Annotated in this window: 13 protein-coding genes and 2 pseudogenes; 7 read left to right on the top strand and 8 right to left on the bottom strand. The window is 43.5% G+C overall.

Features of this window, described 5'->3' with window-relative positions; genetic code table 11:
- The first annotated feature begins 48 nt into the window (after positions 1-48).
- Entirely contained in the window at positions 49-570 is a 522-nt protein-coding gene (locus P7F88_RS05440) for a methylated-DNA--[protein]-cysteine S-methyltransferase (RefSeq protein WP_277822610.1), read from the top strand.
- Between the two features lie 12 nt (positions 571-582).
- Here P7F88_RS05440 and clcA read toward each other — a convergent pair.
- Positions 583-1,937: pseudogene (clcA, locus tag P7F88_RS25620) on the bottom strand (H(+)/Cl(-) exchange transporter ClcA).
- A 405-nt stretch (positions 1,938-2,342) separates the two neighbouring features.
- Between clcA and P7F88_RS05425 the strand changes: the two are divergent.
- Positions 2,343-3,323 (top strand): CobW family GTP-binding protein, encoded by a 981-nt coding sequence (locus tag P7F88_RS05425; RefSeq protein ID WP_277822604.1) that lies wholly within the window; start codon positions 2,343-2,345, stop codon positions 3,321-3,323.
- A gap of 78 nt (positions 3,324-3,401) precedes the next feature.
- Here the strand turns inward: P7F88_RS05425 and ylqF are convergent, their stop codons facing one another.
- Positions 3,402-4,346 carry a ribosome biogenesis GTPase YlqF gene (gene ylqF / locus P7F88_RS05420; protein ID WP_277822602.1) on the bottom strand — a complete coding sequence of 315 codons (945 nt, stop codon included), beginning with the start codon at positions 4,344-4,346 and terminating at the stop codon, positions 3,402-3,404.
- Positions 4,347-4,697: 351 nt separating this feature from the next.
- Positions 4,698-5,621: a LysR family transcriptional regulator gene (locus P7F88_RS05415; RefSeq protein ID WP_277822600.1), complete on the bottom strand. Its 924-nt coding sequence runs from the start codon at positions 5,619-5,621 to the stop codon at positions 4,698-4,700.
- Positions 5,622-5,717: 96 nt separating this feature from the next.
- Between P7F88_RS05415 and P7F88_RS05410 the strand changes: the two genes are divergently transcribed.
- The 4 genes and pseudogenes from P7F88_RS05410 to P7F88_RS05395 all read left to right on the top strand — a co-directional run bounded on the left by P7F88_RS05410 (position 5,718) and on the right by P7F88_RS05395 (position 11,133).
- A complete protein-coding gene (locus P7F88_RS05410; protein WP_277822598.1) occupies positions 5,718-6,791 on the top strand; it encodes a medium chain dehydrogenase/reductase family protein in 1,074 nt (357 codons plus the stop codon).
- Positions 6,792-6,880: 89 nt separating this feature from the next.
- Positions 6,881-8,417, top strand: a pseudogene (gene pntA, locus P7F88_RS05405) (Re/Si-specific NAD(P)(+) transhydrogenase subunit alpha).
- A gap of 10 nt (positions 8,418-8,427) precedes the next feature.
- The gene (gene pntB, locus P7F88_RS05400; RefSeq protein WP_277822596.1) at positions 8,428-9,822 is read left to right on the top strand and encodes a Re/Si-specific NAD(P)(+) transhydrogenase subunit beta; all 1,395 of its coding nucleotides are present in this window, start codon (positions 8,428-8,430) and stop codon (positions 9,820-9,822) included.
- A 105-nt stretch (positions 9,823-9,927) separates the two neighbouring features.
- Positions 9,928-11,133: a patatin-like phospholipase family protein gene (locus P7F88_RS05395; RefSeq protein WP_277822594.1), complete on the top strand. Its 1,206-nt coding sequence runs from the start codon at positions 9,928-9,930 to the stop codon at positions 11,131-11,133.
- A 21-nt stretch (positions 11,134-11,154) separates the two neighbouring features.
- Here the strand turns inward: P7F88_RS05395 and P7F88_RS05390 are convergent, their stop codons facing one another.
- The 5 genes from P7F88_RS05390 to P7F88_RS05370 all read right to left on the bottom strand — a co-directional run bounded on the left by P7F88_RS05390 (position 11,155) and on the right by P7F88_RS05370 (position 15,694).
- Entirely contained in the window at positions 11,155-11,967 is an 813-nt protein-coding gene (locus tag P7F88_RS05390) for a LysR family transcriptional regulator (RefSeq protein ID WP_277822592.1), read from the bottom strand.
- Positions 11,968-12,849 carry a nuclear transport factor 2 family protein gene (locus P7F88_RS05385; RefSeq protein WP_277822590.1) on the bottom strand — a complete coding sequence of 294 codons (882 nt, stop codon included), beginning with the start codon at positions 12,847-12,849 and terminating at the stop codon, positions 11,968-11,970.
- A gap of 155 nt (positions 12,850-13,004) precedes the next feature.
- Complete coding sequence (locus P7F88_RS05380; protein ID WP_277822588.1) at positions 13,005-13,400, bottom strand: hypothetical protein; 396 nt, start codon at positions 13,398-13,400, stop codon at positions 13,005-13,007.
- A gap of 93 nt (positions 13,401-13,493) precedes the next feature.
- Positions 13,494-14,486 carry a quinone oxidoreductase family protein gene (locus P7F88_RS05375; RefSeq protein WP_277822586.1) on the bottom strand — a complete coding sequence of 331 codons (993 nt, stop codon included), beginning with the start codon at positions 14,484-14,486 and terminating at the stop codon, positions 13,494-13,496.
- A 314-nt stretch (positions 14,487-14,800) separates the two neighbouring features.
- Positions 14,801-15,694, bottom strand: coding sequence for a LysR family transcriptional regulator (locus P7F88_RS05370; RefSeq protein ID WP_277822584.1), 894 nt, complete (start codon positions 15,692-15,694; stop codon positions 14,801-14,803).
- Between the two features lie 255 nt (positions 15,695-15,949).
- On the opposite strand from P7F88_RS05370, the gene P7F88_RS05365 reads away from it, so the two are divergent.
- Positions 15,950-16,435 carry an ester cyclase gene (locus tag P7F88_RS05365; RefSeq protein ID WP_277822582.1) on the top strand — a complete coding sequence of 162 codons (486 nt, stop codon included), beginning with the start codon at positions 15,950-15,952 and terminating at the stop codon, positions 16,433-16,435.
- The last annotated feature ends 74 nt before the right edge of the window (positions 16,436-16,509 follow it).

Genomic DNA, 16,509 nt, shown 5'->3' with positions numbered 1-16,509 from the left:
GGATAGCGACTAAACAGTTTTTCTGATTGGTAAGGTGTCGTTAGCTATATGAATAAGATATACGTTCAGTATTACAAATCTCCGGTAGGTGAGTTATTAATTGGTGTCTACGATGGACATTTATGCTTATGCGATTGGCGATATAGAAAAATGCGTCACGCTATAGACAAGCGCATTTGCGATAAGCTGAAAGCTGAGTACTTTGAAGAGGATACTGAGGTAGGTAATCACACTATTTTGCAATTAGAGGAATACTTTCATTCGGCAAGACGGGATTTCGATCTTCCTGTTTTGATGGTGGGTACTGAGTTCCAAAAACAAGTCTGGAATCAGCTAATGCAAGTGGAGTTTGGTGATACATCAACTTACATGGAGCTTGCCAAGGGGATAGGTAACAAAGATGCGGTAAGAGCAGTGGCAAACGCTAATGGAGCGAATGCCATTTCCATTATCATTCCGTGTCACAGAATTATTGGGAGTGATGGCAAACTTGATGGCTATGCTGGTGGTTTAGAAGCAAAACGCAAATTGTTAATTCTCGAACAGGACATGTTTGCGCCCGAACGTTAAGCTCTGCTGAACTTACGCTTTTACATCATCCAGTTTCCAGTCCTTATGCTTGAGTTCTAATAGGGACGCATACAAAGGTTGACCACCAATTGCTTGGGCGATGAACGTTGCTCCAAGACAGGTCACCAAAATTGGCAGGATCAACTGGTAGTTGTTAGAGATCTCGACAACTAAAACCACGCCTGTTAGTGGCGTGCGTAAGCTTGCGGCTATAAGCGCTCCCATCCCTGCAACGGCATACATGCCAGCTTCGGAAGTCATGCTTGGTGCTATCTCGGAGATTAGTGCACCGTATGTCATTCCTAAAAATGTCCCCAAAGTGAGTATTGGAGCAAAGATCCCTCCTGGCGCACCCGAAGAAAAACAAGCAATAGTAGCTAACAGGCGTAAAACAAAAAATGCAGCCAAAAAGGATAGTGGGGCCGGGTTACTAAACAGATCTGCGATCACTGGAAGACTGCCACCAGATAAAATCGGTAGGGATACATGTAGTATGGAGAATACTGCTCCAAACAGCGTGCCTGTGGTAACAAGCTTCACCATGCTATTACCATGGAACTTCTTCATCCAAACGGTTGAAATCAAGATCATACGATTAAAATAGACACCGACTAGTCCGAAGATCATACCTAACGCGGCAAAAGAGACCAACGAATGGAGCGGAGGAGTTTGAAATTCAGGTATTTGAAGTATGGCGTTCTGGCCGTTCAGATATTCCATTACCACCGTACCCGCGATGACTGCGAGCGTGACGCACTTGATGGATGTGAAATTGTTGATAAAGTGTCGGCGCATCTCTTCATTGACGAACAATATAGCCGCCAGTGGTGTATTAAAAGCCGCGGCCATGCCTGCTGCGGAACCGGCTGCAATTAGGATATGTTGCGCCTGGTCGTATTTTTTGCTTTACTCGCCACCATTCTGCCAACAGTGCCACCGAGCTGGATAGAAGGGCCACCGCGACCAAGAATCATCCCGGAGCTTATAGACATAATAGAAGAAACAAACTTAACAGGAAGCACTCTATACCAACGAATATCGTGCTCTCCAACCAGTGCTCCTTCGATATGAGGAATGCCGCTACCCTCGGTTTCCGGGGCGAACCTATAAGTGAGCCAAAAGCCAAAACCAGCCAGTAAGCCACCGATAATAACGATGGTGACGGCTTCCGTCAGAAAGTTATCTGCGGAGTTGTAGTCGATATAATTAATTCTAGCTTCAAGTATCCAGTTAATGATGATGTTAAAGTAGGATACAACACCACCGGCAATCGTACCGGCAACTCCCGAGAGCAATACAACGACAAAATAGTCTTTTTGTGTCGTAAAAAATTGAGGGATGAGTGCTGGACGAGAGAGTTTTGACATTTTATTTTCAGGAATTCAATTGATTAGCGAGATAGCGGAAGTGGGTTATTCTAGCACAGTCCGTGTCAATAAAAGTTGCCTTTCTAGAAGCAAAACGTGCATGAATATCACAAAATATGTTTTCATTAATATTCTTTCTTGCGTTTTATCAGATCCGAACCAAACTTAAATTGTAGGGCATAAGGTTACCCATAGACATGGAGGAAAATGAGGCCTTACTTACAATTTGGTTGAGTACATATCATCAACTCTAGTCCTCGTAATTTAAATGGGATACATGCTTAGTTATTCCAGACCGCACTACTCACGATTGAGTCACGAGGTGTTCAAGGCGTACTTTAAGGGGTACGCCTTTTTGCGTCTGGAGCCTTCCTTTTTTATACTCCTGTTTAAAGGAGTAATTCAATGACAATAAAAGTACCAACTAATGTAATTACCGGGTTTCTGGGTGTCGGTAAAACAACAACTATCCTTAACCTTCTGAGGAACAAACCTGAAAATGAGTCCTGGGCTGTTCTAGTAAATGAGTTTGGAGAAATTGGCATTGATGGTGCCATAATGACCGATCAGGGTGCGCTTATTAAAGAAGTGCCCGGAGGTTGTATGTGCTGTACTGCAGGTGTACCTATGTCCGTTGGTATCAATGCACTGTTGAGGCAGAAACCGGACAGGCTGATCATTGAACCAACAGGATTAGGCCATCCAAAACAGGTTATTGCTACGCTGACTTCGGAGCAATACCAACCCTACGTGGAACTAAGAGCAACGGTAGCGCTGGTAGACGCACGAAATTTGTCTGACGAGAAGTACACCAGCAACCAGAATTTCAATGATCAACTCGATAGCGCAGATATCGTTGTGGCGAATAAAGCTGACCTCTATGAAAAGCAGGACAGTGCGGTATTCAGCGAGTGGCTGGAACAACAAAACCCACCTAAGCTGCATTGGGTCGAAGTTGAGGAAGGCAAGATCGATGCTTCATTGCTTGATATGCCGAGTAATGCAAAAAACAGTACTACTCAAACGAGCTCACATCATCATGATCACGAAATAATGCAGCCGCATTTTGATCTGCCTACTGGGGAAACCTTTATTAGAAAAGAGAGTAAAGGAAAGGGATACCAAAGCTGTGGTTGGTTATACAAAGCAGAAATAGCATTTTGTTTTGACGGCTTGTTTTCGTTATTTATGTCAGTGCCTGCAGAACGTGTTAAAGCAGTGGTGAATACAACTAAAGGGTGCCACGCGTTTAACGTGTCCAACGGTGTTGTTTCGGTTAATGAACTTTCTCTTGAAGATATTGAGTCTCGAATTGAAATCATTAATGAGCAAGCGCTGAACTGGGATGGCATAGAAGAACGTTTGAATCAAGCTATCGCTTCTTAACACCGTAATGTGATGCAAGTCTGTCATATAAATCTGCCACACTAGGTGTGGCAGACTATTGAAGGACACATTGGAAGCTTAGCGCTTGTTTTTTAGATAGCGCTTACGTCTTTCTTCTTTCTTCTTGGCCTTCGCTTCAGCCTTTCTGGTCTCTTCGATTTCTACTTCAATCAGTTCTTGGGTAATCATCTCAGGAAGTTCGAGTGTTACAAGACCGATAGTGCCGCTTCTTAGCTCGTGCAGCAGTATTTCAGAGGCCTTGTGCAGATCGATATTTCCCCCGGCACGAAGACAACCTCGTTTTGCTCCCAGTGCTTCCATTAACTCAACTTCAGTCTCTGGTAGTTCATCCAGCTGATAGCGTTCTTTCAATAGATGCGGGTATTGCTGAGCCAGATACTCGACCGTGTAAAACGCGACTTCATCGTACTCCATCGCAGTATCCTTCACGGCACCGGTAGCGGCCAGGCGAAAGCCACTGTGAGGGTTCTGTACTTTTGGCCATAGAATCCCTGGGGTATCTGATAGCACGATACCGTTTTGTAGGTTGATTCGCTGTTGGCGTCGGGTTACCGCAGGTTGGTTGCCGGTTTGAGCGATGGTACGACCCGCGAGTGTATTGATTATGGTTGATTTGCCAACATTAGGAATACCCATGATCATGGTTCGTATATTTTTGCCCATCGCCTCACGGTGCGGCGCAAGTTTTCGGCACAGCTCTGTGATTTTTTGCACTTCCTGAGCATTCGAAGTCGTGATTGCGATAGCTTTAACACCTTGTTCTTTCTCAAGGTGCTCGATCCAGAGCCCTGTTAACTCAGGATCTGCTAAATCTCGTTTATTCAATACCTTTACGACCGGTTTTTCACCCCTTATCTCTGAGATCATAGGATTTTCACTGCTGAAAGGAATTCTGGCATCCAGAACCTCAATGATAACGTCGATTTGTGGAACGGCTTCTTCGATCTCTTTCCGTGCTTTGTGCATGTGACCTGGAAACCATTGAATAGAGTTGTTAACCATTTGAAATAAATACCTTAATGTTTTTCTAAATTTTCTTGGGGTACAAAATGGGGTACATAAAATTTAGATTGTCTTGGCTAATGATAATGAAGGTTATTGTACTTGAGATCTGCCATGGTATCTATCTAACTCATTTCAAGTATACGGAATGTATTTGTCAGAGAGCTCAGAGGATTCAGTGTCACCTCTGAAGTCTCGATATTTGTATCGTTCTACGATGTCGAGCCGCAGTAAGCAAAGCTTCTTATATGTATTTTTCTTACTGTATTACCAGAGTTGGTTTTTGTTTACTATGGGCATCTAAGGACAGATGAGAACAATTAGTTGTAAACTTAGCTTGGTTGCATAGCACTATTGATAAGATTCTAAAAATACAGATTTTAGCCAATTAATTGCTGGATCTTTGTCATAAGCCGTATGCCAGCCCAGATAGAGCTTGAATCCTTTAGCTTCAAAAGGTAACTCAAACTCATCCAGATCATCGGAGTAATACTGCACTAACCGGGAAGGAAGCGTACAGACAAAATCTGAGCCTTTTAGCAATTCATTGACCATATTGAACTGGGTAATCGAGAGCGCAATTTGCCGCGATTTTCCCAGACTTTGCAGCTGTTCATCCATAAAGCCAAAGAAGCTGCCACCAGAAGTTGAGACGAGGATGTGTTTCAGCTGACAATACTCGTCCAGAGACAAAGTGCCAGTTCCTCTTGGATGGTTCTTTCTCTGTGCCAAAACGAATTTTTCTTCAAACAATAAAGCGGCTTTAGCGTCTAATGGAATGCCTCTTTCGGATGCAATGACCAGATCTAACTCCCCTCTTTCCATCATCTCACTCGCTTGTCTGACATCGGTATGAAAAGCAATTTGAACCCTGTCTCCGATCTCATTAAATAGCCTAGGTATTAGGATGTTGCTAATGATTGTCAGGGGATAATCCGCGATAGCAACATTGAAAATGCGTTTGTCCATTTGGGGATCAAATTCCTGACCATGTGATACCAACTCTCCCAAACTATGTAAAAGGTGTTTCAATGATGCGCGAATCTCTTTGGCCTTCGAGGTCGGAAGCATTCCTCTCCCATTACTGGCTGGAACCAACAGTTGATCATCAAAAACGAGTCTTAACTTAGATAACTGAGTAGAGACTGAAGATTGGCTCAGGTTTAACCTACGAGCTGCGCCAGTGACACTGTTCTCATCTAACAGGACATTTAATGAAACCAGTAGATTCAAATCCACTTTTCTTAAACTGTCTATCGAGCTACCTATCGTCATAACCAATACCCCTAATCTATATAATCAATTTCAAAGATACCCTACCGATTGCTAAGATTCAAATCCACACAAGAACCAGACCACAGGAATATTGGTATGCTAGAAGTTAAGTTATTAGACACAAACCAGCCAGTTAAAGTTGTTGAAAGTGACATCCCTAAAGCAAAAAGAAATGGCGTTGTAGTCAGACTTGAAGCCACACCACTACTGAGTTACTCCCGCAATTATCTTGAAGGTAAACTGCCTTATATGTATCCACCAATGCCATTTACTCCGGGTACAAACGCCGTTGGCGTAGTACATGAGGTGGGTGAAGGTGTACTGGGTCTGGAAGTTGGCCAAAGAGTTATCGTCGATTGTAACTGGGAAAAAGATGAGGCTGTGAGTGAGCCTGAACGCGTACTGATTGGATTAACGGGTATCAGCATGGGTAGCGCACCAATGCTGGAAGAATATCCAAATGGTACATGGCGTCAATACGGAGATTTCCCTGCATCTGTGGTTTTCCCGATTGAAAACACCGATGATGTCGACTCGGCAACGCTTGCCTCTATCGCAAAATTGGTTGTTCCATTTGGCGGCTTGCGCAGAATGGAGCTTAAAGCGGGTGAAACCGTCATCATCAATGGCGCAAGTGGCTACTTCGGCTCCGCGGCTGTCATGCTGTCACTCGCTATGGGGGCGAACGTCATTTTGACCGGACGTAACGAAGCCAAACTGAGCAAAGTGGTTGCGGATCTAAACGTATCTGAAGATCGCGTGAGAGTAGTGGCACAAACAGGTGATGTCGAGACAGACGTAGCTGCACTTCGCCAGGCGTTTTCTACTCCAGCCCACAAAGCACTATGTATGGTAGGACAGTCAACCGATTCTCACAGTACCTCGGTAAGCCTGAACGCGCTGCAGGTTGGTGGTCAGCTTATTCTGATGGGAAGCACTCTGGCAGAGTTGTCCATTGATTATAACCAGCTACTACTGAATAACTGGGAAATCAAAGGTAACTTCATGTACAACAAAGAAGACTACCTTGCACTGATTTCTTTGGTTCAGTCGGGATTGATCGATCTATCTCAGATCCCGGCAAAAACGTTCTCAATTGAAGAAATCGAACAAGGTGTCGATGAGGCAGGACAACTTCAGGGCCTAAACAGTGTTGTACTAACACTTTAATCGTTCAATAAAACCTTTCAATGGGAGTAAAACGGCAAACAACCTTTGAGAATTTTCGACAGGTTGTTTGCCGTTCGCAGGAATTAAGTATGCAAATTGGTGTACCTAAAGAGATACCCGCGGGTGAAACGCGAGTCGCTGCGACGCCGAAAACGGTAGAGCAGCTTTTAAAAATGGGATTCGATGTCACTGTAGAATCGAATGCCGGGGCCTTAGCCAGTTTTGATGATGTCGCTTATGAAAATGCCGGAGCGAGCATTGTTACAACGGAAGAAGTTTGGGCTGCAGACCTCATTCTTAAAGTCAATGCACCATCAGACAACGAGATTGATGCACTAAAAGATGGTGCAAGCCTAATCAGTTTTGTATGGCCAGCTCAGAACCCAGAGCTGATGGAAAAACTATCAAGCAAAAACATCAACGTGATGGCGATGGACGCGGTCCCACGTATTTCACGAGCACAGGCGCTGGATGCACTCAGCTCTATGGCCAATATTGCTGGTTACCGCGCAGTTGTGGAAGCCGCTCACGAGTTCGGACGTTTTTTCACAGGACAAATTACCGCAGCAGGTAAAGTGCCACCAGCAAAAGTTCTGGTTGCGGGGGCGGGTGTCGCTGGTCTGGCTGCTATCGGAGCCGCTGGCAGCCTTGGTGCTATTGTTCGCGCATTTGACGTACGACCTGAAGTAAAAGAGCAGGTTCAGTCCATGGGTGCTGAATTTCTTGAAGTGGATTTTGAGGAAGATACTGGCGCTGGTGACGGTTACGCCAAAGAAATGTCAGACGAGTTCAACAAGAAAGCCGCAGAGCTGTACGCTACTCAGGCAAAAGACGTTGATATCATTGTGACAACGGCTCTTATTCCGGGTCGCCCAGCACCAACGCTTATCACCAGAGAGATGGTGGACAGCATGAAAGCTGGGAGCGTGATTGTTGACCTTGCTGCTGCAAACGGTGGTAACTGTGAATATACCGTTGCGGATGAGGTTATCACAACAGAGAACGGCGTGAAGATCGTTGGTTACACAGATATGGTAGGCCGCCTTCCCACTCAGTCTTCTCAACTTTACGGCACCAACCTTGTTAACCTTCTTAAACTTCTTTGTAAAGAGAAAGATGGTAACATCGATATCGACTTCGAAGACGTTGTTCTGCGTGGTGTTACCGTAATCAAAGAAGGCGAAGTGACGTGGCCTGCGCCACCCATTCAGGTATCTCGCGCAGCCTCAGATAAAAGCGGAAGAGACCGTTGCTCCAGTAACGCCTGAAGATAAGCCTGTTTCCCCGATGAAAAAGATCATCGGTGGTGCAGCAGCGATAGGCGCATTTGCATGGGTGGCCAGTGTCGCTCCGGCGGCCTTTTTGGCACATTTTACCGTATTCGTGCTTGCATGTGTTGTTGGTTACTACGTTGTATGGAACGTAACGCACGCCTTGCACACACCACTGATGTCTGTGACCAATGCGATTTCAGGCATCATCATTGTGGGCGCACTATTGCAGATAGGACAGGGGAACACTGTTGTTTCTGTGATTTCATTTATTGCCGTGTTAATTGCAAGCATCAACATCTTTGGTGGTTTTACCGTGACCAAACGTATGCTTGAAATGTTCCGTAAAGACTAAGGAGTAACATATGTCTGTAGGATTAGTACAGGCCGCATACATTGTTGCTGCGGTTCTATTCATCATGAGTCTGGCAGGACTCTCAAAGCAAGAATCTGCTCGTGCCGGTAATTATTACGGTATTGCAGGTATGACTATTGCGCTTTTTGCAACGATCTTCTCTCCCGATTCTTCCGGTCTGGCATGGATCATTGCAGCGATGGTCATCGGTGGTGGTATCGGTATTTACTACGCAAGAAAAGTAGAGATGACCGAAATGCCAGAGCTGGTGGCGGTTCTTCATAGCTTTGTGGGAATGGCTGCGGTCCTTGTCGGCTACAATAGCTTTCTTGCGCCACCAGCACCGATTTCATCGGATCCTGCCGGGATTCATGCGGAGCACGTTATCCATCTGGTGGAAGTGTACCTGGGTGTATTTATTGGTGCCGTCACCTTTACCGGCTCAATCGTCGCATTTGGTAAACTTCGCGGAGTCATTTCTTCTTCTCCGCTGAGCATCCCTCATAAGCACAAGTGGAATCTACTTGCGATGGTTGTTTCAACACTACTAATGATCCACTTCGTTAATGCAGAAGGCAGCATATTTGCACTTATGGTGATGACGTTGATTGCTTTGGTCTTTGGTTATCATCTGGTGGCATCTATTGGTGGGGCAGATATGCCCGTTGTGGTGTCTATGCTTAACTCATACTCTGGATGGGCAGCAGCGGCAGCAGGCTTTATGCTGGCAAATGACCTGTTGATTGTTACCGGTGCGCTTGTCGGCTCCTCTGGTGCCATTCTTTCTTACATCATGTGTAAGGCGATGAACCGTTCGTTTATATCTGTTATTGCGGGTGGCTTTGGCCAGGAAGTGGTTGTAAGTGGTGACACAGATTACGGCGAACACCGTGAAACATCGGCCGAAGAGGTCGCTGAAATGTTGAAGAACTCCCGGTCAGTAATCATCACTCCGGGGTACGGAATGGCCGTTGCACAAGCTCAGTATCCGGTATTTGAAATCACTGAGAAGCTTCGTGCCATGGGGATTGAAGTTCGCTTTGGTATACACCCTGTAGCGGGTCGTCTTCCGGGTCATATGAACGTATTGCTTGCGGAAGCGAAAGTACCGTATGACATTGTATTGGAGATGGACGAAATCAACGATGACTTTACTGAAACAGATACCGTACTGGTCATTGGTGCGAACGATACGGTCAACCCTGCGGCACAGGAAGATCCAAACAGCCCTATCGCCGGAATGCCTGTGTTGGAAGTGTGGAACGCGAAGAACGTTATTGTATTCAAGCGCTCTATGAACACTGGGTACGCGGGGGTTCAGAATCCTCTGTTCTTCAAAGAAAACACTGAGATGCTATTTGGTGATGCTAAAGAGTCTTGCCTGAAGATTTCACAGCATATTTAAACCGCTCATCTCACCTCCCATAACGAATAAGCTTTTGGTCATTGGTATCGAAGAATTTCTTTGATTCAATTGCCAGAAGCTTCATTGCTAGAAGTGTAGAGAAAAATGATTTCAAAGATCTTTATAAGTTGTTTGGTTTTTACTTTCTTCCTATCTGGTTGTAGCTCAGCACCAGAGTCTCAGCTGGTGCCCAAAGAGCTGCATTCACAAGTAAACTTGTTCGACAACGAGCGCATCCGTTATTGGGGAGATTCCGACGAAGGCATTTGGGATGTTATCGAGTATATGCGTGAGAGACGAAGCTCTGAGGGAAAAGTGTTTAACTTTCTGGCTCTATCTGGAGGTGGAGGTAATGGCGCTTTTTCCAGTGGCATTTTGAGTGCCTGGACCGACTCAGGGGATCGTCCTCAATTTGACTCCACGACAGGCATCAGTACAGGAGCCATCGTCGCAGTGTTTGCCTACTTAGGCTCAGAATATGATGACGTTCTGACTGAGCTTTATACCGAAACGACTGAGCAGGATATATACACCAAGAACAGTGTCTTTTCTATTTTCAGTCGAAATGCGCTGTTTGACACAACGCCATTTCAAGAAATGCTCCGCAAAACAATTACTCCTAACGTCATAAGTAAAGTGGCCGAAGAATACAAGAAAGGTCGGCTTTTACATATAGGTACCACGCATTTAGAAAGTCAGCGACTTACCATCTGGAACATGGGGGAGATAGCCCTAACTGGAGGTGCTAAAGCTGAAAAGTTGTTCGAGGATGTCATTCTTGCTTCTGCAGCTATTCCAGGAGCCTTTCCTCCTGTTTTAATTGAAGTTGAAATAGATGGGCAAACCTATCATGAAGTTCATGTTGATGGTGGCTTATCCCGACAGGTTTTCTTCTACAACGATGTCATGACATATGATGGAGATTGGACGAACGGTGATGCTAAATCCAACATGTATGTCATCACGAATGGTGAGTTTTACCCTCAATGGAAGACAACAGAGCTTGATCTGGTTTATTTGGTTAGACGCTCCATCGCCACGTTGCTCAAATATCAAGGTCGAAGTGATGTACTTAGAATATACGATGAAGCCTCAAAGTCCGGGAACAACTTTAATTTTGCCTTTGTTGATGAGTCTCTAAGCCAGGCGCTGGCACAAGACAAAATTTTTGACCCTGAACTGATGAAAAAACTCCATCATCATGGTTATACCCTGATGTTAGCTGATATGCTTTGGCACAAGAAGCCGCCTGGATTTAATACAAGCACCCCAGAGAAAGACTTACGCTTTTCTCAAGGTGTTCTTGACTGACCAAAACTCGCTTACATGCTGTTAGCCGAATACCTGATTTTTCATAATATCAAGAACCTTACGGGCAGCAGGTTTCAACACTCTTTTGGAACCGTAAACCAAAAAGATATCGTAGCTATAGGGTTCAAGCTCATTATTCACAATAAACTCTGATTTCTGACTCGTTGTCGCAAGCCATTTATTTGAAAGATAGACTTCCATAGGTTGTGACTTGGCCATATTTTTCAACACTTGCATGGATGGGGCGATAACAATGGGTGTCCGTTTATCGTGAATGAAGGTATTGTCATAAGTGCCTAACGGTAATGTAGGTTCCTGTTCATACTCGTAATATCGATAAGCTGATAGTGTTTCGGTACCCACTTTACAAGCTTTTACTCCTTCACCTCCTGGTTCTCCTGCTCTAAGTGCAAAATCAATATTTTCGAAGTCTACGTCAACTAAGTCAGGAGATAAGAGCATTTCTACCTGAACTTCAGGATTGGAGTTTGTTAATTGATTTATTGCAGGAGCAAGATAAACGTCAGCAAGCTCCGGTAAAGTCGCAATCTTTACCTTCGCTTGAACTATCGATTTTTCTTCCTGGTAAATAAGCAGTTCCTCCTGAAGCGAAGCGACTTTATTGTAAACCTTCTGATAAAGCTTATTACCTTCATCTGTCAGTACCAGTTTTCTGGTATTTCTATAAAAAAGGTCAACACCGATCTGTTTTTCCAGACTGTTGATCTTGCGAGTCAGAGTAGCTACTGACATATTTTGGGTTTTGGCAGATGCAGAAAAGTTGCCGCTACGGGCAACTTCACAAAAACAGATTATCGAATTCCAATCGAGCATTTAGAAAACAGGATCTCTTGGGTTTGAGTTATCAGTAGGAATCGCCTGCAGGCCATCCCAGTGTTCCACTATTTTGTAATTTTCATCAAAGCGCAAAATGTCAGTTACTGCAAGCGTTTCTGAGCTATCAGTCCATTTTGCGTGGATGGCTGCGAAATCACCCGTAACGATGATTTTCGAAATATCAATCTGAACCTCATAGCCAGATTTTCCAAGATGCGACACTAGGTCAACCAGTGCTTTCTTGTCAGACTTCCCTTCTGTAAGGGCGCTAGGATTATGCTGTACGAAGTTCTCGGCAAGATACTTTTGAGCAGCGCTGGCATCCATGTTATCCCATGTGGTGTAGAAGTAGTCCAGAGCGATTGAGCGGATCTTCTCTTTATCTAATGGGCTGTTGTAGTTAACATCAGGGCCAGCAGTATAAAGCGCAGGCTCAACGTCTTTTTTATATTCGGCAACAACATCCCAGTGTTCGGTGATCTTGCCATCGTTTACTCGATACCAGTCGTAGCTTACTTCAATGGCGTTGCCTTCAAGGTAATCGACACTTTGTGTCAAAACGATATCGTTCTCTGCAAACGAACGAACGTTTTCAACCTTAAACGTCGGCATTTTCTCTTTCATAAACACGATAAACCCAACTAATCCTTGCGCTCCGTCTTTCCCGTTCGGAGTATGTTGGATGTAACGATCTTCACTCAGATAATCGTAGATGTTTTCTACCGATTTTTTATTGAAGTTGCTGATGCTAGAGTTGATTGCAAGCTGGATGTTTTGTTCCTGAACCTCACCCAGTCCCATGGAATCGCTAGCATAGCTAAAAGAGCCGAAAGCAAGTGCAATTGGAAAAACCAGCAGTGATTTACGAAGGGTATTCATGTTTAAATCCTTAGATATTTGTCAAAGCCAGTTCATTCTTATTCATTCCCAATCGTTACACTATAACCAAGGTTGATGAGCTGTTTTTCAATATTGATGGGACTCAATGGCTATAGAAGCAATTATCATCAAGAGTGCGGAAAGAAATAGGAGCATCAGGTTATAGTTTTAGCTACCCGTCCTTTTATAACTATCTCATTTTGCTCGTTGAGCGACACTTTCCAACTATCGTTTGCACGGAATGAAACTGGCTCGTTCGTTAACGTAGTTGCATCTACGGAAACAACCATTTGCACATCAAATATCTTGTCTTTGCCGAGCTGAATGACGTCTATTGATTCTACGGTATGCTTTATGTCTGGTTTTAGGGTACTTCTGGGGCCTTTCATCCACTCAATGAAACCCTGATGACCGAGATAGTGTCCGTCATCAATGCTAAGTTCGATGTCATCAGCGCAATAAGATAAGAAATAGCTGTTATCCACCATTTTATCTACGTTAGGAAACCATTCATTGATAAAAAAATTCTCTATTAACTCTTTATGTGTCATATCAGCCGCTCTTTGTTGGTTGTATTAACTATTATGTATGTAATAAAAAGAGCAGGCCCGTCAAAAGCCTGCTCTCGTGATTTCTAGTATTGTTTACTTAGCTTCAGGAGTGAGTAGAAGCTTGCCTAAAACTTTGCCGTCTTCTAGCCTGTCATGCGCTTCTGAAGCCTGGTTTAGAGGTAGCTGTGAAAAAACAGGATCAATTTTTCCCTGATCGAGAAGCGAGTATATTTCTTCCATAGACTTCTTAACTAACGGGAAGTTGCTAAAGAAGGTCGCATAAATTTCTGAGTAAGTAATGGTTGGAGCTTTAGTGAAGTGTTTTACAGCCTCTGCCTGAAGGTTTGTCTCACCAATACCAGCTAACAATCCGAATATCACGACATGACCTAACGTTGCTAGTACCTCAAGATCTTGCACTATCGTGTCGCCAGCTACCGGGTTGAATATGTAGTTTACACCCTGACCATCAGTGATAGCTTTAACTTGCTCCACCCAATTTTCTGTAGAGTTTAAGGCGTAGTCAGCTCCCACATTTTTCGACTGTTCTACTTTTTCATCACGTCGGTCTAAGGTAATGACCTTTAATCCTGCAAGTTTAGCCAGTTGAATAAGTGCAGTGCCAACACCACCCGAACCCGCATAGATCAGGGCAAATTTATCCTCTTCTGCACGTACAACGTTATGTAACATGTGGTACGCAGTGAAATAAGTCACCGGCATTGCGCCAGCTTTTAGCAAATCCGTGGAGTCTGAAAGTAAAAATAATTTGTCAGCATCGACAGCTACATACTCGGCATAGGTAGAATCACCAATAGAGCCAAGAAATGCCACCTTTTGACCCACTTTCAGATCACTGTCGTTGGAGTCAACAACAATACCGCTACCTTCAACTCCCGGTATAAAAGGCAGATCAGGCATCATTCCCGGAGGCATTTTCCCTTCACGGATCATGGTATCGATAAAATTGATTGGTGCCGCTCTCATCTGAATTAGGACTTGTCCAGCTTTTAGTTCCGGCTTTGGAATATCTTTATATTCCAGTTTATCGCTGCCACCTGTTTGCGCTAGTACTACCGCTTTCATTTTCTTCTCCTGCAAAAACATAGCTATATCGCTAATTGAATAGGGAAATGCTACCGCTGAGGAAACTTTGAAAATATAAGCAATTTGGGAATTGAGAATTGCAGAAATGGGATAGTCAAGAAGGAGGCACATGCACACTTCCTGGTGTTATCTAGCAGCTCTTACCAATACGTGTCTCAGGGGTTTACCTTCTTTGGATAAAGAAATATTGTAAAACAGTATTTTACTTCTAATTCTTTTATATGCTTACGAGTCATGCAAACGGAGCAGAACCCAACTTAGTATATAACATCAGTACTAGACAAAAATGACATCTAAGCTTCGATACTACTTAAGTGATCAATTAAAGTTCTAGTAGATAAAGGCATGTGATCTCTTGAGGAAAAATATAGGTAGATCGGGATTTTACTTCCCCAATAGTCTTTCAGTACTGGAACGATATTTTGGTCTAGTAGTTCTTTTTTGACGGCCCATTCTCCGATTCCTAAAATACCCCATCCAGAAAGTAATAATTGTTTTCCCGCCAAAAAACTGTCCACTGTGATCGACCCTTCTGGGACAAACAGTTTTTCGTTTCCGTCGTCGACTAATTTGATACTTCGAGTTTTACCATTAGAAAGAGAACGTATTGGAATACACCGATGTTGCTGCAATTCACCAATGTTTTCAGGTGATCCATACTTCTTGAGATAGTCAGTAGACGCAAATAAGCCTCCTTGGCCCATGAAGATCTTTTTAGCAATAATTCGAGAATCGTGATTTATGTAGGTACCAATACCAATGTCAAACCCATGTGTTATCAAATCTACAACGTCATCATTAAAGCGAAGGTCTAGTTTGATATCTGGATAATTGTATGCAAAAGACTCCAAATGAGGCAGAACTGTGTCTACTCCCAGTGAAGTACTCGGTAGATTGATTTTAATGGTACCAGAAAGTGTGTTTTTGCTTTGTTGTGCGATATTTATCGAAGCAAATAAATCTTTCAGAGTAGGTTGTAAATTTTGGTAAAACACTTCTCCTGCTGAAGTTAGGCTAAGTGAGTGTGGAGATCGATTGACCAATTTAACACCTAAATCTTTTTCAAGTCGAGAGATGGCTTTGCTCACTGCTGGCGTGCTAATGCCCAAATTTCTTGCTGCCGCGGAGAAACTTAATTCTTTGCATACTTCTATATAGATAGGTAGCTGTGTGGGGATGTTTTTCATTGTCTAGATGATCTACTTTTTTACATACTTTACAGGGAAAAGAATCAGTGTAAATCGCTAAGTTTATACTATCGATTCCATAGAAATATCACTTGGTGTTTTTAAACCCTTATTGTTTAGATATTTTATGTTTCTGAAGGTTAAAAACTAGCTAAACATGTGACGCTGTGGTTAAAACTATTTTAACCACAGGTTTATATCCAACGAGTAATACTAGTGTTCTAATAGCTTAACTAATACTTTTGGGAGATGAATATGAAAAATCACATACGCGTAATACTACTGTTATCGGGCCTAATGTTAGGCATCTCTGCGCCTGCGCACGCTTTGACCAATGATGAAGCTAAATTAATCGTAGGACCATTTTACGACTTCTTGAGTGGTAAAATTTCCGCAAATGAGGTTAAAAAAGTGTTTTCTCCTGATTGGAAAAACTACGCTAGTAATACTTATTCTAACACGCTGGACGAAACCGTTGGTTATGTAAGTGGTGTTATGCGCGCTAACGTACCCGATCTTGAGTGGACGATGATGCAAGTGTATGTATCTGATGATAAAATTATTGTTCGAGGAAAAGCGAATGGAACCCCTAAGTCATCTACGTTCTTGGGTATACCAATGTCAGGTAAGTCATTTGAAATAATGAGTATAGACATCCACACAGTTAAAGACGGTAAAATCAGTGAGTCTTACCACATAGAAGACTGGGCAGGTGCAATGCGACAGCTTAGCCAAAACTAAATAGTACATTTCACCCCGAAAAGAAGGTGCTCACAAGAGCACCTTCTTTACTTAGTATTTGTACTTCTCAAGGT

This window comes from Vibrio hannami, assembly GCF_029589055.1.
Taxonomy (GTDB): Bacteria; Pseudomonadota; Gammaproteobacteria; order Enterobacterales; family Vibrionaceae; genus Vibrio; species Vibrio hannami.
Note: the sequence above shows the minus strand (reverse complement) of the source record. Positions and strands in the feature narration are given on the sequence as shown.

What these genes read in the sequence shown, in the direction of transcription:
- P7F88_RS05370 (WP_277822584.1), bottom strand. Translation starts at nt 15,694, where the DNA reads ATGAAAAACATCCCCACACAGCTACCTATCTATATAGAAGTATGCAAA.
- P7F88_RS05425 (WP_277822604.1), top strand. Translation starts at nt 2,343, where the DNA reads ATGACAATAAAAGTACCAACTAATGTAATTACCGGGTTTCTGGGTGTC.
- P7F88_RS05375 (WP_277822586.1), bottom strand. Translation starts at nt 14,486, where the DNA reads ATGAAAGCGGTAGTACTAGCGCAAACAGGTGGCAGCGATAAACTGGAA.
- P7F88_RS05415 (WP_277822600.1), bottom strand. Translation starts at nt 5,621, where the DNA reads ATGACGATAGGTAGCTCGATAGACAGTTTAAGAAAAGTGGATTTGAAT.
- pntB (WP_277822596.1), top strand. Translation starts at nt 8,428, where the DNA reads ATGTCTGTAGGATTAGTACAGGCCGCATACATTGTTGCTGCGGTTCTA.
- ylqF (WP_277822602.1), bottom strand. Translation starts at nt 4,346, where the DNA reads ATGGTTAACAACTCTATTCAATGGTTTCCAGGTCACATGCACAAAGCA.
- P7F88_RS05395 (WP_277822594.1), top strand. Translation starts at nt 9,928, where the DNA reads ATGATTTCAAAGATCTTTATAAGTTGTTTGGTTTTTACTTTCTTCCTA.
- P7F88_RS05410 (WP_277822598.1), top strand. Translation starts at nt 5,718, where the DNA reads ATGCTAGAAGTTAAGTTATTAGACACAAACCAGCCAGTTAAAGTTGTT.
- P7F88_RS05385 (WP_277822590.1), bottom strand. Translation starts at nt 12,849, where the DNA reads ATGAATACCCTTCGTAAATCACTGCTGGTTTTTCCAATTGCACTTGCT.
- P7F88_RS05365 (WP_277822582.1), top strand. Translation starts at nt 15,950, where the DNA reads ATGAAAAATCACATACGCGTAATACTACTGTTATCGGGCCTAATGTTA.
- P7F88_RS05390 (WP_277822592.1), bottom strand. Translation starts at nt 11,967, where the DNA reads ATGCTCGATTGGAATTCGATAATCTGTTTTTGTGAAGTTGCCCGTAGC.
- P7F88_RS05380 (WP_277822588.1), bottom strand. Translation starts at nt 13,400, where the DNA reads ATGACACATAAAGAGTTAATAGAGAATTTTTTTATCAATGAATGGTTT.
- P7F88_RS05440 (WP_277822610.1), top strand. Translation starts at nt 49, where the DNA reads ATGAATAAGATATACGTTCAGTATTACAAATCTCCGGTAGGTGAGTTA.